Below are 22,021 nucleotides of genomic sequence, written 5' to 3' on the forward strand. Positions count from 1 at the left end.
TCCCTAGCTCACGAACAACTGACGACGGGACGCGGAACGTTCGAACTCTTCGAGCCGGCGCTGTGACTCGGCCGGGGAAGCGTCACAAAGCGCCTGCAGCAGCACCATGGCCAGCGCCATCGGGGCCGCGTGCAGGTCGAACACGAGCTGGGCACCGACAGCGGCGGTCAGCACGACATCGGCATGATCAGCAGCGGGGCCGACAGCGGAGTCGGTGATCAGCACGACGGACAAGCCATCGGCCTGGGCCGCTCGCAGGGCATCGACCGCTTCCCGCGGATAACGGGGTAGGACCATTGCCAGCAAAGCGGTCGCGCCGGCCTCGCGGGCCTGGTCGACCCGGTCGGCGAGCATGCTGCCACCCGTTTCGAGCAGCCGGACGTCAGGATGCACCTTGGCGGCGAAGTAGGCGAAGTAGGACGCCAGCGGCGCCGCGGAGCGTAGGCCCAGCACAGGCAACGGGCGGCTGGCGGCCAACAAGGCGCCCGCGCGGCTCAGCCGATCAGGATCACCCAACCGCGAAGCCAGGTCGTGCAGGTTGTCGGCCTCGGCCCGCAGCGCGACCTGGAGCTCGTTGTCACCGGCCCAGGCGACGTCGATCGACGGGCTGACCACCTCGCGCAGCTTGCGGCGCAGCGCCGGATAGCCGTCGTAGCCGAGCGCCAACGCCAGCCGGGTCACGCTCGGCTGGCTGACCTGCGCCAGCTCGGCGACCTCGGAGGCCGAGAGGTAGGCCGCGGACGAGGCGTTCTGCACGAGGCAGTGCACGATCCGCCGCTGGGTCGGCGTCAGCCGCACCCCACGGAACAGATCCACCACACGAACGCCTTCATTCACGAACGCAGAGTATGCATAGAACCATTCAGAAACAAGTACGTGCGGCGATTCTGTGGTGACAACTAGCTGTGTGACGCAGGTAACACCGTCTGGTACAACTGCCGCGTGAACCGGACGAGACTTCGTAGAGCCATCGCCCGCACACCACTCGCACCGGTGGCGGCCTTCCCGCACCGGCTGCGTCGGGTTGCCCGCCACGACGCGAGAGTCATCGGCACCTCGGTAAGGTGGCTCTTCACCTCCCGCGAACACCACAACTACACCTACGAGCTGACCAAGCTGTCCCGCGAACACCTGGCCTGGTTCGTCAGCATCACCTGCGCGGTGCCGGTGGCCACGGTGCGCGGCTATTTCGCCGAGATCGACGACGACGCGGACCTGCGCGACCACATCACCGCGACCACCGCCGCGTCAGCGCGCCGCGGCCTGGCCGACAAGCAGGTCAGATATGCCAGGCGCATCGGCTGGTACGCGATCGTGCGCGCCCGCCGCCCCGCCCACATCGTGGAGACCGGTGTCGACAAAGGACTCGGCACCTGCGTACTCGCGGCCGCTCTGATCCGAAACACCGCCGAGGGCGCGCCGGGCCGGGTCACCTCGCTCGACATCAACCCCGAGGCCGGCTATCTCGCGCGCAGCACACCGTGGGCCGACGTGGTCGACCTGGTGATCGGCGACTCGATCGCCTCGATCGGCGTGCTGGACCGCAAGGTCGACATGTTCCTGCACGACAGCGACCACAGCGTCGCCCACGAACGCCGCGAGTTCGAGGCCGTCGAGGCCAAGCTGGCACCGGGCGGCATGCTGCTGACCGACAACGTGACGATGACGAACGTGCTGGCCGAGCACGCCGAACGCACGGGCCGCAAGTTCCTGGCCTACCGGGAGACGCCGGCCAAGCACTGGTTCCCGGGCGACGGAATAGGCCTCGCCTGGTGAAGATGGCGGTGGCACTCTGAAACGATGCGACTGGGCGCCATCTACACGTACCCCGTGAAGGGTTGTCACCGCGTCACCCACGACGAGGCGCGCGTCGAGCCGTGGGGCCTGGCCGGTGACCGCCGCTGGATGATCGTCGATGCCGACGGCGTCGGCGTGACCCAACGGGAGACCGCCGCGCTCGTCTTCCTGGGCGCGGCGGTCCAACCGGGCGCGCTGCGGCTCACCGCGCCCGGACGTGACGAGATCACGATCCAAGAGCCCGCACCGGCGTACGACGTGAGCGTCAAGATCTTCAATAGCCGCCGCGCACCCGTGCCGACCCGACCGGCCGGAGCCGAGGCGGATGCCTGGCTCAGCGAGTTCCTAGGCCGCCCGGTCCGGCTGATGTTCCTGCACGACCCCACCGCGCACGTGCCGGGCCTGAGCGCGACGCTGGGCACGATGTCGTTCGCGGACGGCTATCCGCTGCTGCTGGCCAACGCGGCGTCGCTCGCCGCACTCAACGACTGGCTGCTGGAGTCGGGCGACGAACCGGTGCCGATCACCCGCTTCCGCCCGAACATCGTCGTCGAGGGCGCGGCGCCGTGGGCCGAGGACGGTTGGACCGGTGGCCTGCTGCGGGTCGGCGACGTGGTCTTCAAGGCGATCAGCCTGTGCGATCGCTGCGTGGTGACCACGATCGACCAGGAGACGGCGGAGAAGGGCAAACAGCCACTGCGCGCGCTGGGCAAACACCGCAACATCGACCAGGGCCTGATGTTCGGCCTCAACCTGGTGCCGACGCGGCCCGGCCAGATCTCGGTGGGTGACGAGGTGTCAGTTCTCTAGCGCTTGTCGAAGCCGGGCGTCCCGCTCCGACGTCGCGAGTGAAGTCTCGTGAAGGAGTGGTTGCCATGCGCAAGGTCATCTACTGGGTGCACACGTCGGTCGACGGTTTCGTGGACGGCCCGAACGGCGAGTTCGACTGGACGTCGATGGGCCCGGAACTCTCCGCGTACGCGACAGAGGTCCACGACCGCGTCGACACTTTTCTCTATGGCCGCCCGGTTTGGGAGATGATGTCCGCTTACTGGCCGACCGCCGACCAGGTCTCGGACCACCCGCACGACATCGAGTTCGCCCCGATCTGGCGGTCAACCCCGAAGATCGTCTTTTCGCGTACGCTCCGCGGCCCGCTGGACCACGGCGCGCGCCTGGCCGGAGTCGCCGAACTGACGGCCCTGAAGTCCGCGCCGGGCAAGGACTTGCTGCTGAACGGAGGCTCGCAGCTCGCGGGTGTACTGGCCGAACACGGCCTACTGGACGAAATCCAGGTGATGGTCCACCCGGTCGTGCTGGGCGGCGGCAAGCAGGTGCTCCCCCTCGACAAGACCCGCCTCAACCTGGACTTGGTCAACTCCCGCACATTGGACGGCCGGGTGGTGCTGCTGAGCTACGTCCCGCGGTGACACCGGTCAGACGTCGAGCGTCAACCGGACCGTCACGGTATCGCCGATGTCGATGCGCTCAGCCTTCCTGACAGCAGTCTTGAGCGGCACGATGTAGCCGCCATCCTTGGGCCAGAGCGAGGTCGTGAACCCGGTGCCCCCGATCCGCACGGCGACGGGAATCATCCCCCAGCCGTAACTGACGAGGTCAGCGTTGGCGGCCAGCTCCAAACAATGGGCCTCAGGCACAGTTACAAAATGCCACGGTGCCGGCCCCTTCCAAAACCAGATCTCGCCGTCGAACACCAAGTCCATCGACCCACCATAGGCGTGCCTAGAACAACCTGCCCCGGTACGGGTGCGGCCGCTCCCAGGTCTGCTCCCACAGCAACACCTCGGCCTGTGGTCGGGGCAGATCGGGCCAGAAGTCGCGCACGATAGCCGAACTCTCTGGTCGGCTCGCAAGGAAGACCCAGTACAACTCCACCACCTCGCGAAACTCGGCGAGGGTGTACCGGCCGCGTTCTTCGTCGGCCCAGTAGTTGCTGAAAGTCACGCCCTGCTGAGTCAACGTCAGGTCGTAGTGCTCGCTGCTCCAGGGATCGACCGGGCGCCCGGCCGCGACGTCGTAGACCATCGCGAGCGCGTCGAGGCAGACGCCCATCATCAGGGAGATGTCGATGATGGCCCACGCGCCGAGTGCGCGATAGCGCTGGTCCTCGACTTCGAAACGAGCGGTGCCAAGGTCGCTGAGGTGGAACCGGATGAAGCTCATGCGGTCCTTCGTGAGGTCAGGGGAGCACAGGCCAGCCGTGTCTCAACGCGCCGGTCGAAGGGTCGAAGTAGCCCTGGATGACGATCCCGGAGTACGTGCCTTCCCACATGTTAGTTGTGCCGGCGACATGGGTGTGGTTTCGGAAGGCACCTGCGATCGCCGCGTCGACCTGGGCCGGGGTCCAGTGGTCAGGAAAGAAGGAACTGACCCCATCATTGCCTCCCTTGGGCTTCCATCTCCCCTGCGGCGGGTCCAGGGCAGGGTCGAAGTATTCGGGTCGCCCGGTGTAGATACCTGTGCGGGTATCGCGCGTGACCGAGCCCGGACGCAGGCGACGGCCGGGTATGTCTCGGCCGCCAGGTCGGTAGTGGTAACCCGACCCGGTCGACTTCTTCGGTCGAACATCGCCACGGAAGACGTGGTCGAGACCGCGTGGATTCATGCGGCCAGGACGGGGTCGCTTCTTCGCGCGGCGAAGGTAGGCCAGCGCCGCACGAAGCAATTTCCCGCTACCAGCCTTCGTCCTGGCCATCGGTCATGCCTCGAGGAGGGTTGCGATGACCTCGTCGATCAAGGCGCCAATCGCGATGCGGGTGAGTTGTTGGAAGATGGGGATTTCGGCTAGTGACGCGCCGAAGGTCACGGGCGCCGTGGCTATCGCTTGGGCGATCTGGATCGCCAGGATGGTCAGTTGGATGATGACCGCGACCTTCAGCGCCAGCACGATCGTGCCGCAGATGACCAGGCCCGTTCCGGTCAGGACCGCCGCCGGCACGCCGTCGCGCATGGCGGCTAGCGGGCTGTCCTCGTTGGTCCACCACTCCTGGAACGCGGTGATGTCGGCGCCTGTGTTGGTGGACCAGACCGGCGCTGCGGTGGATTGGGCGGATGCTGTCAGCCCGTCCAACGTGGTCGCGAAACGGAGCCAGGCCTCGCCCATTTTCAGCAGCTTGTCTTCGTCGGCCTCGGGCCACGTGTAGCCCAGTACGCCCAGCAGCGACCGCAACTCTCCGGGGAGCTCCAGCGACATCTCATCCTCCGAAGGCGTCGAAGGCGCCGCGGATCTGTTCTTCGACCTCGCGGTAGCTCGTTGCCATGGCGCCTACGTCGAAGCCGGCCGCTTCGAGTTCTTCGGCCGCTGCCTCGAAGCACTCGAAGGCCCACTGGGCCACCTCCTCGTGGGCCGCGCCGATCAGTGAGCCGATCTCGTCGGCGCCCCAGGGCGTGCCGAAGCCGGACAATTCAGCCTGGAAGGCCCGCAAAGCCGACGCGAACTCGCCGGCCACGCCGGACAGCTCCAGGCCTGAGGCGCCCAGGGCCGACGGGTCGACGCTGAAGCCCGGGCTGCTCATCGCGGATCACCCGCCCGCCGGACCAGCGCCGCCTGGGCCGAGACGAGCGCCGAGGTGAAGGCCGTGAACTGCTGCGACGTGCGCTCCTGGAGCGAGCGCAACTGCTCACCCAACGCCTCGAGATCGACGGCCGGCGACGGGAGAGAGGCCAGCGCGGCGTTGACTGCCGAGGTCAGCTCGGCGGCCAGCTCCTCAAGGGGCAATCCGGACACCGAGGGATCGAGGTGGATGCCAGTGAGACGGCCCGGCGACGCCGCGCGCACGACGATCAGCCCGTCGCAGGCCACGCCTTCGGCGGCCACCGAACCCGTAGGAAGCGCGGACGCTGCCGAGGACAAAAGATTGATCAAGTCTGATGGATCGGTCACGTCACGCACTGTAAGGCCCGGATGCCAGAACAGTGACGCACAAAGTGGACGGTGCGCCAATGATGGGATGAGTATTGACGGTGATCCGCGACGTCTGTGACCATTCCGTCACGACATCGAAACTCTCGCAACCCTGAATGTCTGTATCAGTGCAGGTCGAGTGCGTGGTGCCGGGCAAATCAGACGGTCCCACCAGTTTGGAGTGATCGGATGTTAGCGGCCGATGCGGTCATCGCTGTCCACAATCCGGGAACAGGGGAGCTGCTCGGCGAGGTGCAGGTCACCACCCGCGACGGGCTCGAAGCGGTGATCGAAAAGGCGCAACACGGCCAGCGCGCGATGGCGAGGATGCCCGCCCACGAGCGGGCCCAACTGCTGCAGCGCATCGCCGACGGGATCGAGCAAGAGCAGGAGCAGCTCGCCCACCTGCTCGCCCAGGAGAACGGCAAGCCGATCACCCAGACCCGCGGTGAGGTCGCCGCCGCCATCCGGATCTTCCGTGGGCTGGCCGGCGAGGCGACCCGGATCTTCGGGAGGCAGATTCCGCTCGATGCCGTACCCGGCCTGGAAAAGCACCTCGCCGTAACCATCCGCGAACCCCTCGGCGTCGTCGCGGCGCTGGTGCCGTTCAACTACCCGGTCGAGCTGTACGCGCACAAGGCCGGCGCCGCCCTCGCCGCCGGCAACGCGGTGATCGTGCAGCCACCCCGTCGCTGCCCCCTCGCCCTGCACCGCATCGCCGAGATCGTGGAAGGAAACACCCCCGAGCACGCCCACCAACTCGTCAACGGCGGCCCAGAGATCTCCCAGGGTCTGGCGGAGCAGCAAGGCATCGCCGCCGTCTCGCTCACCGGCAGCACCCGCGCCGGCAAGGAGATCGCCGCCAGAGCCAGCGGAACCCTGAAGAAGGTGCTTCTCGAACTGGGCGGCAACGACGCGCTGATCGTCTGTAAAGACGCCGACATCGAGCAGGCCGCCGAGGCCGTCGTGCTCGGCCGCCTCGCCCGCGGCAACGGCCAGATCTGCTGCGCGGTCAAGCGGGTGTACGTGCAGAGCCCCGTATACGACGAGTTCGTCGACGCACTGCTCGCGCAGACCAGCAAATTGAGCGTCGGCGACCAGCTCGACGAGCGCACCGACGTCGGCCCGCTGATCGCCAAAGAGGCCGCGGCCGAGGTCGAGCAGGCGGTCGCCCGGCTCGTCGCCGACGGGGCCAGGCCGCGAACCCGCAACAACAGGAACGGTGCCTTCTTCGACCCCGTGGTCCTCACCGACGTGCCGACCAGCAGCCGGGCCTTCGCCGAGGAGATCTTCGGCCCGGTCGCACCCGTGGCCCGCTTCGACAAACCCGAGGACGCGACCCGGATGGCCAGCGAGTCGCCGTACGGGCTCCAGGCCGCCGTCTGGACCCGCGACATCTCCCGCGCCTTCACGATGGCCCGGCAGCTCGATGTCGGCTCCGTCATCGTCAACGGCTCCACCGCGCTGCGGGCCGAGAACCTGCCGTTCGGCGGCACCAAGGACACCGGCGGCTACCGGGAGGGCATCCACGACACGGTCGCCGACCTCACGAGCCAGAAGACCATCGTCGTCATGGACGCCTTCCAGTGAGCCTGCTCGAATTGATAAACGTCCACAAGGCGTACGCCGGTGTCGAGGTCCTGCACGGTGTCGACCTCGCCGCCGATCGGGGCGAGGTCATCGGTGTCGTCGGCGCGAACGGCGCCGGCAAGTCCACCCTGATCAAGATCCTCGCCGGCGCCGAGCGGATGAGCGCCGGCGAGCTGCGCATCGACGGCGAGCCGGTCGCCTTGGCCAACCCGCACGACGCGCACGAGCGGGGCATCCGCACCGTCTACCAGGAGCTGACCCTCGCGCCCGAGCTCACCGTCACCGAGAACCTGTTGCTCGGCCGCTTCCCACGCGAGCGTGGGCTGATCGACTGGCGCAAGGCACACGAACAGGCCGCCGCCCTGCTCCACGAGATCGGCTTTGGCGCGATCAATCCCCGCAGCAGGGCCGGTCGGCTGTCCGTGGCCCGGCAGCAGATGGTGGAGATCGCCAAGGCCCTGGTGGTCGAGCCGCGCGTGCTGATCCTCGACGAGCCCAGCGCGGTGCTGGCCGGCAGTGACCTCGACGCCCTGTTCGCGCTGGTCCGCCGGCTGAGCGACCGGGGCGTGCTGGTCGTCTACATCTCCCATCGCCTGGTCGAGGTGCTCGACCTCGCCACGCAAATCGTTGTGATGAAGGACGGCGCGATCATCGCGACCACCACGCCGGCGCACACCGACGAGGACGAGCTGATCCGCCTGATGGCCGGCCGCCGCCTCGAACAGATCTACCCGGACCGCCGGCCCCACCGCCACGAACCCGGCCCTGGCAGTCGAGAGCCTGACCCGCGCGGGCGAGTTCGACGACATCGACCTGACCGTCCACGAGGGTGAGATCGTCGGCCTCTTCGGTCTGGTCGGGTCCGGGCGCACGGAGCTCGCGCACTGCTTGTTCGGCGCCACCCGGCCCGACCGCGGCAAGATCACCGTCGGCGGCACACCGCGCGATTTCAAGACACCGCAGGATGCGATCACCGCGGGCCTCGCCCTGGTCACCGAGGACCGGAAGGGCAACGGCATCGTGCCGGACCTGACGGTACGGGAGAACGTCGCGCTGACCACGTTGTACGCGACCACGCGCGCCGGCCTTGTCGACGCCGCGGCCCAGCGTCGCGCCGTCAACACAATGATCGAACGACTGGACATCCGCCCCGCGCACTGCGCCACGATGCCCGTGGTCCGGCTCAGCGGCGGCAACCAGCAGAAGGCCGTACTCGCGAAATGGCTGTTGAAACAGCCCCGCGTGCTGATCCTCGACGAGCCGACCCGCGGCGTCGACATGGCCACCCGCGTCGCGATCTACCGGATGGTCGACGACCTGGCCCGGGCCGGCGTGGCCGTGCTGCTGATCTCGTCGGACCTCACCGAGGTGCTCGGCGCCACCGACCGGGTGCTGGTGATGCGCGAGGGCCGCATCGCCGGCGGGCTCCGGTCGGAAGGCGCCACCGAAGACCAGGTTCTCGCGTACTCGATCGGGCGGGCGGCATGACACTCACCAAGGACGCACCGCGTGTGCTCGCCGGGCGACCGGTCACCCTCGCGCACGGCGCGATCGCGCTGGTCGTGCTGGCGCTCGCGATCGCGGCCGTCACCACAGACGCGTTCCTCACCCAGACCAACCTGACGAACCTGCTCAAACAGATGGTGACCACCGGCCTGCTGGCGTACGGGATGCTGGTCGTGATCCTGACCGGCGGGATCGACCTGTCCGTGGGCTCGGTCGTCGCGTTCGCCGGCATCCTGACCGCCGGCCTCTCGTCGGGCCTGCCGCTGCCGGTCGCCATGCTCGTCGGCATCGCCAGCGGTGTCCTCTTCGGACTCGTCAACGGCGTGCTGATAGCCCGCTTCGAGCTCGCGCCGTTCGTGGTCACGCTCGCGGCGCTGACGACGATCCGCGGGCTGGCGTTCGTCTACTCCGACGTGCCGATCGCGCCCGAGGACGAGTCGTTCTTCTGGCTCGGCTCGGCGATGCTCGGCCCGATCCCGCTGACCACGGTCATCATGCTCGCGGTCTTCCTGGCCGGTGGGGTGTTCCTGAGCCGCACGCCGGCCGGGCGGTCGATCGTCGCGATCGGCGGCAACGCCGAAACCGTGCGCCTGGCCGGCATCAGCGTGCGCAAGCACATGCTCCTCGCGTACACGATCAGCGGTTTCTGTGCCGGCCTCGCCGGCGTGATCCTCGCCAGCCGGGTCGGCATCGCCCAGCCCAGTGTCGGTGTCGCGTTCGAGCTCGACGCGATCGCCGCCTGCGTGATCGGCGGTGCCAGCCTGGCCGGCGGCAAGGGCTCCGCCGTGGCCACCCTCGGCGGGGTGCTCGTCCTCGTGCTCATCAACAACCTGCTCAACCTCTACAACGTGCAGAGCTTCTGGCAGCAGGTCCTCAAGGGACTGATCATCATCGCGGTCATCCTCGTTCACCGGGCCAGCCGCCGGCGCACCTGAAACCAACCCAGGAGGCCACGCATCATGAAACGGCTCGCAAGTCTGTTCCTGGTCGCCGCGCTCGCGGTCGGTGCCACCGCCTGCGGAGACGACTCCGCCGACACAGGAGAAGCGGCGAAGGACTCGTACAAGATCGGGGTCGCGAACTTCATGCTCAGCGGCCCGTACTTCAGCGGTATGGACAAGGCCATCGCCGCCCAGGCGAAGAAGAAGGGCAACATCGAGATCGTCAGCACGGACGCCAACGGTGACGCCGCCAAGCTCGCCGCCAACGTCGAGGACCTGCTGAGCAAGAACGTCGACGCGATCATCATCTCCGGCGGGCCGCTGGAGTCGGCTCCCGCCGCCCTGGCCGCCATCAAGGCCGCCGGCAAGCCGGTCGTGCTGGTCGACCGCAAGTTCCAGACAGGTGAGTACACGAGCTGGATCGGGCCCGACAACGAGGCGATCGGCAAGCAGAACGGCGAGTTCCTGGCGCAGCGGCTCACCAGCGGCGGCAAGGTCGCCATCATCAAGGGCGGTCCGGCGGACAACAGCATCGGGCTCGCGCGTACGAACGGTGTGAAGGCGGCCCTGCAGGCCACGGCGAACATCACGCTGGTCGAGGCGCCCGACTTCGGCGGCTGGAGCTCCGACGGCGGACTGACCGTGATGGAGAGCCTGCTCGCCAGCAACCCGGACCTGGTCGCCGTGTTCTGCGAGAACGACGCGATGTGCCTGGGTGCGCAGCGGGCGATCGCCGACGCGAAGAAGACCGAGCAGATCGTCATCGCGGGTGTCGACGGCCAGACCGAGGCGCTCAAGGCCATCTCCGACGGGACCAACTATCTGGTCACCGGGCTCAACGACGCCGACATCATCGGCGCCAAGGGGTTGGACCGGGCGGTCGAGATCCTGGGCGGCGCGACCGCGGAGAAGGACACCGTCGTCGACTCGCCGATGGTGACCAAGGACAACGCGAAGCAGTACATGGACAAGGGCGCGTTCTAGAGGGTTCTTTTGTGGCGGTCGGCGTCGCCACCCGAATGGACAAGGAGTGACCATGCTCAACAGCAGCACACCATCCATCCGTCGCCGATCGCTCTCCCTCGCCGTGGTGGGGATCGTCGGGCTCAGTTCGCTGGTCGGTTTGCCGGACCCGGCCGCCGCCGACGACCCCACCCGGCCCGGCTGGACGTTGCTCTACAACGAAAGCTTCACCAACCCGATCGACACCGCGAACGCGCCATGGGTACGCGAGACGTACGCCCAGCCGTTCGACACGATCATGGACGACAACGGGCAGTGGTACCGCAACGACTACGGTCCAGCATGGACGACGGCGATGAACTCCTTCCGGACGTACCGTAAGGAGTTTCCGGTCGGTCAGAACGGGTGGCTGACCGCTTCGCTGTCGGCGCGGGACTGGAACGCCGACGGTGTCATCGAGTCGCCGCCGTCCTTGACGCGTGAGGCCCTGGGCAGTGAGTTCGTCGCGAAGATGAACGTGCCCGACCACACGGGCGGGGTGATCCTGCGGCCCTCGCAGCAGCTGCCGGACGCGTACCGGGTGGAATACAAGCTGAAGACCATCGACTTCGGCGGCAAGCGCAACGGGACCATCAACTACGGCGGGCGCGTCAACGGCTACTCGACGACCGGCTGCAAGACGCAGCACCCCTGGGGTGAGGGGTCCGACAGCCCCGGCTGGACCGGCGACGCGTCCGTGCCCTACTGCCAGTGGCAGGACGTGCGGGCCGGGAACTACGGCTACAACGGGTTCCACTTCATGTCCATCGTGGACTTCGCGAACCCGGCGCCGCGCAACAACCACTTCTGGCACTATCGCCGCAAGGTGCTGATGGACTCGTTCTCGCAGCATCCGGACCGGGTCGGCTCGGGCACCGGCGGGCGCGTCTGCGACTCCAACACGAACACCTACTACAACTACCGCGACGGCAACTTCAACACGGTCAACATGTGGATCAGCGGGATGCCCAACTGGAACCCGGGCCGCGGTGGGCTGGCCGGCAACTCGCAGTGGTTCATGACCTCGTGCTCGGGCGGCGTGGCGGAGCAGCAGCTCTCGTCGGCGGCCGAGCTGCAGCCGGAGCTGATGCCGAACACGTTCTACACGTTCGCGATCGAGCGGGACGCGACGGGCTACGTGCTGGAGGCTTCGGGCAACTTCGCCCGGGTCGGTCAGAAGACGCTGCGGTTCCACCGGCCGTTCGTGGTCAACAACAACCCGATCTGGCACTACAACGTGAAGGCCAGCGAGTACAACGGGCAGTTCAACGGCAACCTCGTGCAGAACGACTACAACGGCAGCACGACCTGGCCCAACCAGTGGCCGGCCGGGTCCGCGTACCCGGACTGGTTCGTGATCGGTGACCTCTACACGAACGTGTACGAGGGCAGCGCGAGCCTGACGGACGTTCGGCTCTATGTGCCGTCCGCGGCGCCCACGAACCTGGCGTTGAACCGGCCCGCGACCGCCGACAGCCAGTGCGCGGCCGCCGAGGCACCGGCGAAGGCCGTCAACGGATCGGTGTCCGGTGGCAACACCGACAAGTGGTGCTCGCTGGGCACGTCGAAGTGGATCCGGGTCGACCTCCAGGCGGCCCGCCAGGTCGGCCGGGTGGTGCTGCGGCATTCCGGCGCCGGCAACGAGAAGGCGGTCTGGAACACCCGCGACTTCGACGTGCAGGTCAGCGCGGACGGAGTGACCTGGACCACGGTGGCGTCGCCGCGCGGCAACACGGCGAACGTGACGACGCATACGTTCACACCACGGTCGGCGCGATATCTCCGGGTCAACGTGATCACACCCACCAGCGACTCGGACCGGGCGGCCCGGATCTACGAGCTGGAGGCGTACGCCTCCTGATCCCTGTCTCGGGGGAGGGGTCGTTGTCGGACCCCTTCCCTAAACTGGCTTCCGTGACCACGACCCCGCTCGCCGCCCAGTGGAGCCGCCCCGGCCCGACGCCGGAGCAGCGGCGTGCTGACGTGCTCATCGGGCTCGTGGTCACGGTGCTGGTGCTGCTCAACATGACGCTCACGACCTCCGCGGGTGTTTCGGTGTTCGGTGGGCGGGTGCCCGCGCTGCCTGAGCAGGTGTTCTGGACCGTGGCGATCTGCCTGCCGTTGTGTTGGCGCCGGCGCTGGCCCGAGGCCGTCGCGATCGTGATTTCGGTGGCGTTCCTCGTCGGGCAGCTCCGGGCCGCACCCGAGCAGCAGCTCACCTCGGGCGTGCTGTTCGCCGCGATCTACGCGCTCGGCGCGTGGGGGCGCGACCGGCGGCGGGCGAAATGGATCCGCATCGGCATCACCGCCGCGATGTTCCTGTACCTCTTCATCACCCTGGCGATCTTTCTACCGCGCGCGTCGGAGAGCGACTTCGAGCACGCCAGCGGGTTCCTGCCGCCACTGCTCGCGGTGGCCGTCAACGGCATCCTGGTCAACGTGCTGATCTTCGGTTTCGCCTACTTCTTCGGCGAGATCGCGTGGACGTCGGCCCGGCGCGAGCACGAGCTCGAGCTGCGGGCCGAGCAGCTACGGGCGTCCCAGGCCGAGGCGCGCGAGCTCGCGGTCTCCGACGAACGACTACGGATCGCCCGCGAGCTGCACGACGTGGTGGCCCACCACGTCTCGGTGATGGGCGTCCAGGCGTCCGCGGGCCGCCGGGTGCTCGACAAGGACGCCTCCAAGGCCCGCGCGGCCCTGGAGTCGGTCGAGCAGAGCGCGCGCACCGCGGTCGACGAGCTGCGCCGGATGCTGGGCCTGTTGCGCCAGTCCGGCGACGCGGTGGACGTGGCGGCGGGTGGCGTCGACCGGCTCGACGAGCTGCTGACCAACGCCGGCGAGGCCGGCCTGGCCACGACGCTGGGCGTCTATGGCGACCCGGTGCCGCTGCCCGAGTCGCTGTCGCTGGCGATCTACCGGATCGTTCAGGAAGCGCTGACGAACACCCTCAAGCACGCGGGCGCGACCAGCGTCGATGTCCGCATCCGCTACCTGGCCCACGAAGTGGAGGTCGACGTGACCGACGACGGACGCTCGGTGCTGGTCGGCCAGCGCACCGCCGGCATGGGCCTGATCGGCATGCGCGAGCGCGTCTCCGCGCACGACGGGGTCCTGTCGACCGGGCCGGTCACCGACGGCCCCAGCCGACGGGGCTTCCGGGTCCGGGCCCGCTTCCCGCTGACCCGAGTGGCGGTCGAGGCATGACCGAGCCTTGGCGAGGACATCATCGGCAGAGCCCGCCACCACGCAGTGGGGACGCGGCATGATCGAGCTTTGGCGAGGTCATCGTTGGCAGAGCCCGCCCGGGCAGGGCGCGGCACCACGCAGTGGGGACGCGGCATGACCGCCATCAAGGTGCTGCTCGCCGACGACCACCACCTCGTCCGCACCGGGTTCCGGGTGATCCTGGAGACCGAAGACGACTTCGAGGTGATCGGCGAGGCGTCCGACGGTGAGCAGGCCGTGCGGCTGGTGAGCGCACTCCAGCCAGACGTGGTGCTGATGGACGTCGAGATGCCGGGCCTCGACGGCCTGGCCGCGACCCGCCGCATCACCGCGACCCCCGACGGCCCGGCGGTGCTGATCCTGACCACGTTCGACCGCGACGACTACCTGTTCGCGGCGTTGGAGGCAGGTGCCAGCGGCTTCCTACTCAAGAACGGCACGCCCGAGGCCCTGATCGACGCGGTGCGGGTGCTGGCCCGCGGCGACGCCCTGCTCGCGCCCGAGCTCACCCGCCGGGTGATCGCCACCTTCGCCCGCCCGGGCGGCACGCCGCGCACCAGCGGCGAGCAACTCGCCGAGCTCACCGCCCGCGAGCACGAGGTGCTGGTCGCGCTGGCCAGCGGCGCCACCAACGCCGAGATCGCCGCGTCGATGCACCTGGGCGAGGCCACGGTGAAGACCCACGTCAGCCGGGTGCTGACGAAGCTCGGCCTACGCGACCGCACCCAGGCGGTGGTCTTCGCCTACGAGCATGGCGTCGTCACCCCGGGCGGCTGACCATGCTGATCGACTGGGAGTCCGAGGAGCAGTTGGCCGCGGCCGTGCACGGCGGCCCGGCGGGCGAGGCGTCGTTGCTGGCGGCGGCATCGACCGTCGCGGTAGTCGCCGCACTCGGCGAGGCCACCGGCCCGTCTGGTGTCCCGTTCCTCCGCGACCTGGTGGCCGACCTCACCGCCGACCCCGAACTCCGCTGCGCCGCCCTGGTCGCGCTGGCGAAACGGTCCGGGCCCGGGGCCTCCGACCTGCTGGCCGAAGCCCTCTACGACGGCGACGACAGCGTCCGGAACTACGCGTTGGTCGCCCTGTCGTGCGTGGGCGACGACCGGGCGGTCGACCACGTCCACGCGCTGCTCGCCCTCGATCTGACCGACGGCGAGCGCCATCGCCTGCCGTTCGCCATGCAATACATGTCCATTCCGGCGGTGACCTACCTGCTGCGGCACGCCGAAAGCCGTGCACGGGAAGACGAGTTGGCGAGCCTGGTCCGCGCCAACCTGCCGCGCCTGGGCAAGGTCGAACGCGACTGGCTGACGGTCTTCTGGCCGGACACCGTCGTCGACCCACCGACGGGCAACCGCCCGCACGCCACCGACATGGTGGCCTGGCAGCCGTTGCTGGCCACGATCTATCCGCGCTGACCCGAGCATCGAAGCGGGTCCGGGTTCGGTGGGTCTACTCAGGACGCCGTCTTCGCGCGTCACGCGTGCGGTCCTCCCGCCTGCCGCCTCTTACTCTCACCGGTTCGGCCGACGGCCGCGGGCGCCCCGGCGCGCCTGTCGTCGGGATGCGGCGATGCTGCCACGGGCGGCCCGCGGGTGACCACCGACATCGCGCTTCCGCCCGTGTCTAGGCTGGACTCGTGTTCACGCTCGAGCAGATTGCCGACATCCACCATCGCCTGGGCAGCAAGGACTCGCTGCCCCGTTATCTGCGCGCGCTGCGAGACGTCGGTGTGGCGCGATATGACTCGTTCGTATCCGACGGGCATTCCGTCTACTACGGAGCAGACGGTCAGGAGTTGGTCGGCCCGCCGTTCCACGAGACGTTCGCCGTCGCGGAGGTCGCCGACCAGGAGTGGTTCCTGGGCTACCTGAAAGAGGGTGGCGCTGGCTACGTGGAAATGTCCAGGGCCCTGGCCGACCATGGTGTCGAGAGATGGTCGTTCGACACGGAACAGCTGACCATCACGTACCGCGACAAAGCCGGCAACGAACTGCTGACCGAGCGGGTCGGCTAGCGGCTGAGGGCGCTGACCAGGGCAGCGGCAGACAAGCATCGCCGCGCGGGGGACCCGGGTCCGTCGCGCGGGGGACCCCCGGGTTCGATCTCGCGCCGGACGACGACGAAACCGCCCGACCATAGCCTTTAGGGCATGACGAAGGTGCTTCATCTCGAAGCGATCAACCGGAGTTTCGGCGACCGCCGGGTGCTCCGCGACGTGACGTTCGACGTCACCGCCGGCCGGATGACGGGGTTCGTCGGCGCCAACGGGGCCGGCAAGACGACCAGCATGCGGATCATCCTGGGCGTGCTCGCCCCGGACTCGGGCGAGGTGACCTGGCAGGGCTCGAAGCTGACCCGCGAGGATCGGCGCCGGTTCGGTTACATGCCGGAGGAGCGCGGGCTCTATCCCAAGATGACCGTACGCGACCAGCTGGTCTATCTCGGCCGCCTGCACGGGATGACGCTCGACGGCGTCCGCCGCAAGGTCGACGAGTTGCTCGAGTGGCTGAGCCTCGGTGAGCGGGCCAACGACCCGGTCGAGAACCTGTCGCTCGGCAACCAGCAGCGCGCGCAGATCGCGGCCGCGCTCGTGCACGATCCGGACGTGCTGGTGCTCGACGAGCCGTTCTCCGGCCTCGACCCGATGGCCGTCGACACCGTCGTCTCCGTGCTGCGCGAGCACACCCACCGCGGCGTTCCGGTGCTCTTCTCCAGCCACCAGCTCGACGTGGTCGAGCGGCTCTGCGACGACCTGGTGATCATCGCCGACGGTGGGATCCGCGCGGCCGGCAGCCGGGACAGCCTGCGCGAGGCGTACACCCAGCGGCGTTTCTCCCTGCTCGTGGCCGGCGACGCCGGTTGGGTGCGCGACCTGCCCGGGGTGTCGCTGGTCGACCTCGACGGTGCGCGCGCCGTGTTCGACCTGGCCGACGACGCCGACGACCAGGTGGTGCTCCGCGCCGCGCTGGAGCGCGGACCCGTGCGGTCGTTCGGCCCCGTGACCCCATCGCTCGCCGAGATCTTCCGAGAGGTAACCCGATGAACACGTCGTCCGCCATCAGGCTCGTCGCGGCCCGCGAGCTGAAGGTCAAGATCAAGGACAAGACGTTCCTCATCAGTACGGTCTTCTTCCTCCTGTTCGGCCTCGGCAGCGCCGTCTTGCCGGCGATCTTCGGCGGCGGCGCGTCCAGCGTCGCGGTCGCCGACGCGGCCACCGCGACGACGCTGCGCAACGCGGGCCTGGAGGTGACCCAGGTCGGTGACGAGGCGGCCGCCGAGCAGGCGGTCCGGGACGGAGACGTGGACGCCGCAGTGGTAACGGGGGGCGGCGACCCCAAGGTCCTGGCGATGGAGGACGCGCCCGGCGACGTCGTCTCGGCGCTCAGCGTCGAACCCGCGGTCCAGCTCCTGGATCCGGACGCGGTCGACCCGCTGCTGGCGTACCTCGTGCCGTTCGGTTTCGCGGTCGTCTTCTTCTTCACGTCGTTGACGTTCGGACTCCAGATCTCGCAAAGCGTCGTAGAGGAGAAGCAGACGCGGATCGTCGAGATCCTGGTCGCGAGCGTGCCGACCCGGGCGCTGCTGGCCGGCAAGGTGATCGCCGGCGGCGTGCTGGCGCTGACCCAGGTCGCGCTGATCGCGGCCGTCACGGTGATCAGCCTCCAGCTCACCGACAGCGGCGGGCTGCTGTCGCTGGTCGGCCCGGCGATCGGGTGGTTCGTGCCGTTCTTCGTGGTCGGCTTCGTGATGCTCGCGGCCCTGTGGGCGGCGGCCGGCGCGCTGGTCAACCGCCTGGAGGACCTGCAAGGCGTCTCGATGCCACTGCAGCTCCTGGTGATGCTGCCGTTCTTCCTCGTGGTCTTCCTGAACGACAACAAGCCGGTGATGACGTTGCTGTCCTACATCCCGTTCTCCGCGCCGACGGCGATGCCGGTCCGGCTGTTCAGCGGCGACGCCGCGGCCTGGGAGCCACTGGTCGCACTGGGCATCATGGTGGTCGCGGCGCTCGCGCTGATCGCGGTCGGCGCCCGGGTCTACGAGGGTTCGCTGCTGCGGACCAACGGCAAGATCTCGTTCGGCGCCGCCTTCCGCGACAAGGAGAGCCGCCGGCTGGCGGAGATCAACAAATAAGGGTCACTTCGGGTACGGGGCGGGACTGCCGGAGATCTTCACGAACTCCTTCGACGTCTTGTCCTCGTTGACGGTCAGCTGGGTCGCGGAGCACACGTAGCTCTGCGACCCACTGCTGCTGCCCACGGTCATGGGCTCGTCGTATCGCTTCTCGCCGTTGACCCGGATCACCCAGCTGCCCTTGGCGGTGCCCTTGCTGTAGAGGCCGACGCCGTTCTTGCCGCTGAACCTCCACCGCATCACGCCGCTGTACGAGTTGTCGTACGTGGTCGATCCGGACCTGCCCCGGGTCGTCACGCCCTTGCGCAGGTCGTGCCAGACCGAGCCCTCGGCGCTGTAGTGGGTGATCCAGCCCTTGCCCTGCAGGTGCAGGTCGACGTCGACGCCCCAGAAGTCGACGTCGGTCTCGTCCCAGGCGGTCAGTTGCCACGAACCGATCAGGCAGGGGTCCACGAGCTCGTTGCCCGTCGGGCTAGGGCTCGGGGTGGTGGTGGGGCTCGGCGACGAGGTGAGGGAAGCCGGCGCCCCGCCACCGCTCTTTCGGTCGGGTGCGAACGCGAAGGCGGCCGCCGTCGCGACGCCGACGGTCGCGATGCCCGCGGCCAGCACGGTCACCCGGCGCGACCACCGGCGCCCGCCCGTGGGCGCCGAAGCCACGGGAGGTGCGTCAGGCCGCACCAGCTCGGCGAGTGGCAGCACGGCGCCCTCGGCGACGGCCAGCTCCGGCTGCTCGACGACCGTCGGCGTGACGCCGAACGCCTGGTGCAGCAGGGTCACCACCAACGGGTAGCGGCTGGCCCCGCCGACCAGGTAGATCCGATTCAGCGCACCGGCGGGCACGGCCGCGGTGTCGAGGGCGGCGCGGCTCGCCTCGATGGTGCGGTCGAGCAGCGGGCGGGCCAGCGCGTCGAGCTGCTCCCGGCCGAGGGGTGCGTCCTCGTCGAACAGCGGCAGCGCGATCCGGGTCGACGTGTGCCGGGACAGCGTCTCCTTGGCCGCTCGCACGGCGTCCCAGAGCTGGCGGCGGGCCCGTCGGTCCACATCAGACGCCGGTGAGGCGAGGCGCTGCCACAGCTCGGGCGCCCGCCCGCCGAACACGTCGCCGAGGTGGGCGACGATCGCCGCGTCCAGGTCGAGGCCGCCGACACCGGAGATCCCCTCGGTGGCCAGCAGCGCGTAGCCGTCGGCCGTCCGCCGCACCACCGACGCGTCGAAGGTGCCACCGCCGAGGTCGTACACGAGCGCACTGGAACCCACCGCCAACCCGGCCACGGCGGCGAAGTGCGCAGCCGCCGCGACCGGCTCCATCGCCAGGTCGCACTGCGGCACCACCTGAGCGGCCGCCGCCCGCAGCACGGCCCGCCGCTGCTCACCCCAGCCGGCCGGATAGGTGACCACCATCCGGCCCGGCGCGCCGCCGGCGACAGTTGCCGCCTCGGCGACGACGCGCCGGAGCACGGCGGCGAACAGGTCGACGACCGGGTATTCCACATCGGACAGCAGCACGGACACGTCGTCGACGCGTTGCTTGGGATGGAACTCGGCGCCGGCGGGGTGGAACGTGGCGGCCTGGACCGCGTCGCGGCCGACGAAGAGCTTGCCGGTGCCGTCCGGGTCGGCGCACACCACCGAGGGCAGCAGCGGCGAGCCGTCGAACAGCACCACCCTGGTGCGGCCGTCCGGCCAGTGCAGAGCGGCCGCGGTGTTGGAGGTGCCGAAGTCGACACCGAGCACGACCGTCATGGCGTCCACCGTATCCGGCGCGGTCGATCCCGACCGAATCTCGGTGGCGACGCCGGGGCTCGACCCGGATCATTCGTGCATGGCTGTTCCGCCCCTCACCGCGTCCCTGTCCGACGCCGTGGCCGCCGCTCTGGCGACCGCGGGTGTCCCTGAGGTCGCGCCGCGGATCCGCCGTTCCCAGCACGCCGACTTCCAGGCCGACGGGGTGCTCGCCTCGGCCGGGGCGGTGCGCCGCGACCCGCGCGCGCTGGCCGCCGAGGTCGCCGCGGCCCTGCCGACCGGCGACCGGTTGGCCGCCGCGTCCGTCGCCGGCCCGGGCTTCGTCAACCTCGACCTCACCGACGGTGCCCTGCTCGACCAACTGGCCGCCCGGCTCGCCGACCCCCGGCTCGGCGTCGGCACGCCGGAGTCGGGCGTCACCACGGTCGTCGACTACTCGCAGCCCAACGTGGCCAAGGAGATGCACGTCGGCCACCTGCGCTCCACGATCATCGGTGACGCGCTGGTGCGTACCCTCGAACATCTCGGCGGCGACGTGATCCGCCGCAACCACCTCGGCGACTGGGGCACCCAGTTCGGCATGCTGGTCCAACAACTGGTCGAGCATCCCGAGCCGGCCGCGCCGTCGATGAGCCGGCTGCTGGAGCTCTACCGGGCGGCCCGGGTCCGGTTCGAGTCCGACCCGGCGTTCGCCGACCGCGCCCGGCGGCGGGTGGTCGCGCTGCAGAGCGGCGACCGGGCGACGGTGGCCGCATGGCGGGAGATGGTCGACGAGTCCGAGCGCTACTTCACCGAGGTCTACGACCGCCTGGGCGTACGGCTGACGCCGGCCGACGCGGTCGGCGAAAGCGCGTACAACGACGCCCTGCCCGGCATCGCCGACGAGCTGGAGCGCACCGGCGTCGCGGTGACCAGCGACGGCGCGCTCTGCGTGTTCACCGACTTCACGTCGACGCCGCTGATCGTCCGCAAGAGCGACGGCGGCTACGGCTATGCCGCGACGGACCTGGCCGCCCTGCGGCAGCGGGTCGGCGAGCTACACGCCGACCGGCTCCTCTACGTGGTCGACGCCCGCCAGTCACTGCACTTCCGGCTGCTCTTCGCGGCGGCGACGCGGGCGGGCTGGCTGCCGGCCACGGTGTCCGCGACCCACGTGGCGTTCGGCACGGTCCTCGGCAACGACGGCCGCCCGTTCCAGACCAGGAGCGGCGACACGGTCCGGCTGATCGACCTGCTCACCGACGCGGTCGACCGGGCCCGCACGGTGGTCGCGGCGAAGAACCCGGACCTGACGGGTGCGGCCCTGGACGAACGGGCGAGGGCGGTCGGCATCGGCGCGGTCAAATACGCCGACCTGGCGACGGGCCGCACCCGCGACTACGTCTACGACCCGGACCGGATGCTCGCCCTGACCGGCGACACGGGCGTCTACCTGCAGTACGCGCACGCCCGAATCCGCTCGATCCTGGCCCGGGCCGGCAGCGCCCGGCCGCAGGTCGCGCCCGGTGTGCCGGTACACCCGGCCGAACGCGCCCTGATCCTGGACCTGGACGCTTTCGCGGAAACGCTGGCGGATGTGGTGGCGACCTACGAGCCCCACCGGCTGTGCGCCTACCTGCACCGACTGGCCCAGACGTTCACCACGTTCTACGACCAGTGCCCGGTCCTACGCGCCGAGGGTCCGACCCGCACAAACCGCCTGGCCCTCTGCCACCTAACAGGCGACACCCTCCACACGGGCCTGTCCCTACTCGGCATCGAGGCCCCCGACCAGCTCTAGCTCGGACGCCCCCGGGGCGTCCGAGCCGCGCATATGTGAAATGTAGGGTCGACGGGACTCGAACCCGCACTTTTACGGACCTAAACCGTTTGCCTCATGCCAATTGGGCTACGACCCCTCGTGGGCTGCCGTCCGGTATACCAGCCGGGTTCGGTGATCGGAACCCCGCCTCGATCGGGTGAATTCGGACGGCAGGCCCCGTCGTGGGCCGCCGTGATCGGCATGACGGGCCTTACGGCAGGGCCGCGGCCTTGCGGAGGAGTACGTCGCGCTCGCGGGTGTTTGTGCACAGGCGCGCCGCCAATTCCAGTTCCGCCTTCGCCTCTCGCGTGCGGCCCAGCCGGGTCAGTAGCTCGCCGCGTACGCTCGGCAGCAGGT

At 69.3% G+C, this 22,021-nt stretch carries 24 protein-coding genes and 1 tRNA gene; 16 read left to right on the forward strand and 9 right to left on the reverse strand.

What is annotated here, in order from left to right; all coding sequences use genetic code 11:
- Positions 1–3 precede the first annotated feature (3 nt).
- Positions 4–837, reverse strand: coding sequence for a MurR/RpiR family transcriptional regulator (locus tag CHC05_RS06575; RefSeq protein WP_089245707.1), 834 nt, complete (start codon positions 835–837; stop codon positions 4–6).
- A 105-nt stretch (positions 838–942) separates the two neighbouring features.
- Between CHC05_RS06575 and CHC05_RS06580 the strand changes: the two genes are divergently transcribed.
- The 3 genes from CHC05_RS06580 (at position 943) to CHC05_RS06590 (ending at position 3,227) form a co-directional block, all read left to right on the forward strand.
- On the forward strand, positions 943–1,776 hold the full coding sequence (locus CHC05_RS06580; protein WP_089245709.1) for a class I SAM-dependent methyltransferase: 834 nt from the start codon (positions 943–945) through the stop codon (positions 1,774–1,776).
- Positions 1,777–1,800: 24 nt separating this feature from the next.
- Positions 1,801–2,607 (forward strand): MOSC domain-containing protein, encoded by an 807-nt coding sequence (locus CHC05_RS06585; RefSeq protein WP_089245711.1) that lies wholly within the window; start codon positions 1,801–1,803, stop codon positions 2,605–2,607.
- A 65-nt stretch (positions 2,608–2,672) separates the two neighbouring features.
- The gene (locus tag CHC05_RS06590; RefSeq protein ID WP_089245713.1) at positions 2,673–3,227 is read left to right on the forward strand and encodes a dihydrofolate reductase family protein; all 555 of its coding nucleotides are present in this window, start codon (positions 2,673–2,675) and stop codon (positions 3,225–3,227) included.
- A 6-nt stretch (positions 3,228–3,233) separates the two neighbouring features.
- Here CHC05_RS06590 and CHC05_RS06595 read toward each other — a convergent pair whose 3' ends face one another.
- From CHC05_RS06595 to CHC05_RS06620, 6 genes are read right to left on the reverse strand one after another with little or no spacing between them, the layout of a single operon-like run.
- Positions 3,234–3,521 carry a DUF1905 domain-containing protein gene (locus CHC05_RS06595; RefSeq protein ID WP_089245715.1) on the reverse strand — a complete coding sequence of 96 codons (288 nt, stop codon included), beginning with the start codon at positions 3,519–3,521 and terminating at the stop codon, positions 3,234–3,236.
- A gap of 19 nt (positions 3,522–3,540) precedes the next feature.
- Complete coding sequence (locus CHC05_RS06600) at positions 3,541–3,981, reverse strand: hypothetical protein (protein ID WP_089245717.1); 441 nt, start codon at positions 3,979–3,981, stop codon at positions 3,541–3,543.
- A 16-nt stretch (positions 3,982–3,997) separates the two neighbouring features.
- Positions 3,998–4,513 carry an EndoU domain-containing protein gene (locus CHC05_RS06605; protein WP_089245719.1) on the reverse strand — a complete coding sequence of 172 codons (516 nt, stop codon included), beginning with the start codon at positions 4,511–4,513 and terminating at the stop codon, positions 3,998–4,000.
- Positions 4,514–4,516: 3 nt separating this feature from the next.
- Entirely contained in the window at positions 4,517–5,011 is a 495-nt protein-coding gene (locus CHC05_RS06610; protein WP_089245721.1) for a WXG100-like domain-containing protein, read from the reverse strand.
- A gap of 1 nt (position 5,012) precedes the next feature.
- Positions 5,013–5,333: a PE domain-containing protein gene (locus CHC05_RS06615; protein ID WP_089245723.1), complete on the reverse strand. Its 321-nt coding sequence runs from the start codon at positions 5,331–5,333 to the stop codon at positions 5,013–5,015.
- On the reverse strand, positions 5,330–5,701 hold the full coding sequence (locus tag CHC05_RS06620; protein WP_144022498.1) for a YbaB/EbfC family nucleoid-associated protein: 372 nt from the start codon (positions 5,699–5,701) through the stop codon (positions 5,330–5,332). Before CHC05_RS06620 ends, CHC05_RS06615 begins: the two co-directional genes overlap by 4 nt.
- Positions 5,702–5,911: 210 nt before the next feature.
- Between CHC05_RS06620 and CHC05_RS06625 the strand changes: the two genes are divergently transcribed.
- The 12 genes from CHC05_RS06625 to CHC05_RS06675 all read left to right on the forward strand — a co-directional run bounded on the left by CHC05_RS06625 (position 5,912) and on the right by CHC05_RS06675 (position 18,120).
- On the forward strand, positions 5,912–7,312 hold the full coding sequence (locus tag CHC05_RS06625) for an aldehyde dehydrogenase family protein (RefSeq protein WP_089245727.1): 1,401 nt from the start codon (positions 5,912–5,914) through the stop codon (positions 7,310–7,312).
- Complete coding sequence (locus tag CHC05_RS42000) at positions 7,309–8,145, forward strand: ATP-binding cassette domain-containing protein (RefSeq protein ID WP_218824456.1); 837 nt, start codon at positions 7,309–7,311, stop codon at positions 8,143–8,145. Before CHC05_RS06625 ends, CHC05_RS42000 begins: the two co-directional genes overlap by 4 nt.
- A gap of 19 nt (positions 8,146–8,164) precedes the next feature.
- The gene (locus tag CHC05_RS42005) at positions 8,165–8,800 is read left to right on the forward strand and encodes an ATP-binding cassette domain-containing protein (RefSeq protein WP_245870697.1); all 636 of its coding nucleotides are present in this window, start codon (positions 8,165–8,167) and stop codon (positions 8,798–8,800) included.
- Entirely contained in the window at positions 8,797–9,753 is a 957-nt protein-coding gene (locus CHC05_RS06635; protein ID WP_089245729.1) for an ABC transporter permease, read from the forward strand. Before CHC05_RS42005 ends, CHC05_RS06635 begins: the two co-directional genes overlap by 4 nt.
- Before the next feature lie 24 nt (positions 9,754–9,777).
- Positions 9,778–10,743, forward strand: coding sequence for a sugar ABC transporter substrate-binding protein (locus CHC05_RS06640; protein ID WP_089245731.1), 966 nt, complete (start codon positions 9,778–9,780; stop codon positions 10,741–10,743).
- A 52-nt stretch (positions 10,744–10,795) separates the two neighbouring features.
- Complete coding sequence (locus CHC05_RS06645; protein WP_218824457.1) at positions 10,796–12,622, forward strand: discoidin domain-containing protein; 1,827 nt, start codon at positions 10,796–10,798, stop codon at positions 12,620–12,622.
- 53 nt (positions 12,623–12,675) lie between these two features.
- Positions 12,676–13,965 carry a sensor histidine kinase gene (locus CHC05_RS06650; protein WP_245870679.1) on the forward strand — a complete coding sequence of 430 codons (1,290 nt, stop codon included), beginning with the start codon at positions 12,676–12,678 and terminating at the stop codon, positions 13,963–13,965.
- 135 nt (positions 13,966–14,100) lie between these two features.
- On the forward strand, positions 14,101–14,763 hold the full coding sequence (locus tag CHC05_RS06655) for a response regulator (protein ID WP_089245733.1): 663 nt from the start codon (positions 14,101–14,103) through the stop codon (positions 14,761–14,763).
- 2 nt (positions 14,764–14,765) lie between these two features.
- Positions 14,766–15,404 carry a HEAT repeat domain-containing protein gene (locus CHC05_RS06660; protein WP_089245735.1) on the forward strand — a complete coding sequence of 213 codons (639 nt, stop codon included), beginning with the start codon at positions 14,766–14,768 and terminating at the stop codon, positions 15,402–15,404.
- Positions 15,405–15,625: 221 nt separating this feature from the next.
- A complete protein-coding gene (locus CHC05_RS06665) occupies positions 15,626–16,003 on the forward strand; it encodes a DUF1398 family protein (RefSeq protein ID WP_089245737.1) in 378 nt (125 codons plus the stop codon).
- Between the two features lie 135 nt (positions 16,004–16,138).
- A complete protein-coding gene (locus CHC05_RS06670) occupies positions 16,139–17,032 on the forward strand; it encodes an ABC transporter ATP-binding protein (protein ID WP_089245739.1) in 894 nt (297 codons plus the stop codon).
- Positions 17,029–18,120 (forward strand): ABC transporter permease, encoded by a 1,092-nt coding sequence (locus CHC05_RS06675; RefSeq protein ID WP_089245741.1) that lies wholly within the window; start codon positions 17,029–17,031, stop codon positions 18,118–18,120. The genes CHC05_RS06670 and CHC05_RS06675 overlap by 4 nt, the downstream gene beginning before the upstream one ends.
- A gap of 3 nt (positions 18,121–18,123) precedes the next feature.
- Here the strand turns inward: CHC05_RS06675 and CHC05_RS06680 are convergent, their stop codons facing one another.
- Complete coding sequence (locus CHC05_RS06680; RefSeq protein WP_089245743.1) at positions 18,124–19,863, reverse strand: Hsp70 family protein; 1,740 nt, start codon at positions 19,861–19,863, stop codon at positions 18,124–18,126.
- A gap of 79 nt (positions 19,864–19,942) precedes the next feature.
- On the opposite strand from CHC05_RS06680, the gene argS reads away from it, so the two are divergent.
- Positions 19,943–21,643: an arginine--tRNA ligase gene (argS, locus tag CHC05_RS06685; protein ID WP_089246170.1), complete on the forward strand. Its 1,701-nt coding sequence runs from the start codon at positions 19,943–19,945 to the stop codon at positions 21,641–21,643.
- Positions 21,644–21,686: 43 nt separating this feature from the next.
- Here the strand turns inward: argS and CHC05_RS06690 are convergent.
- A tRNA-Leu gene (locus tag CHC05_RS06690) sits at positions 21,687–21,761 on the reverse strand.
- Between the last annotated feature and the right edge of the window lie 260 nt (positions 21,762–22,021).

It is taken from the genome of Asanoa hainanensis, from assembly GCF_900188485.1.
Classification (GTDB): Bacteria; Actinomycetota; Actinomycetes; order Mycobacteriales; family Micromonosporaceae; genus Asanoa; species Asanoa hainanensis.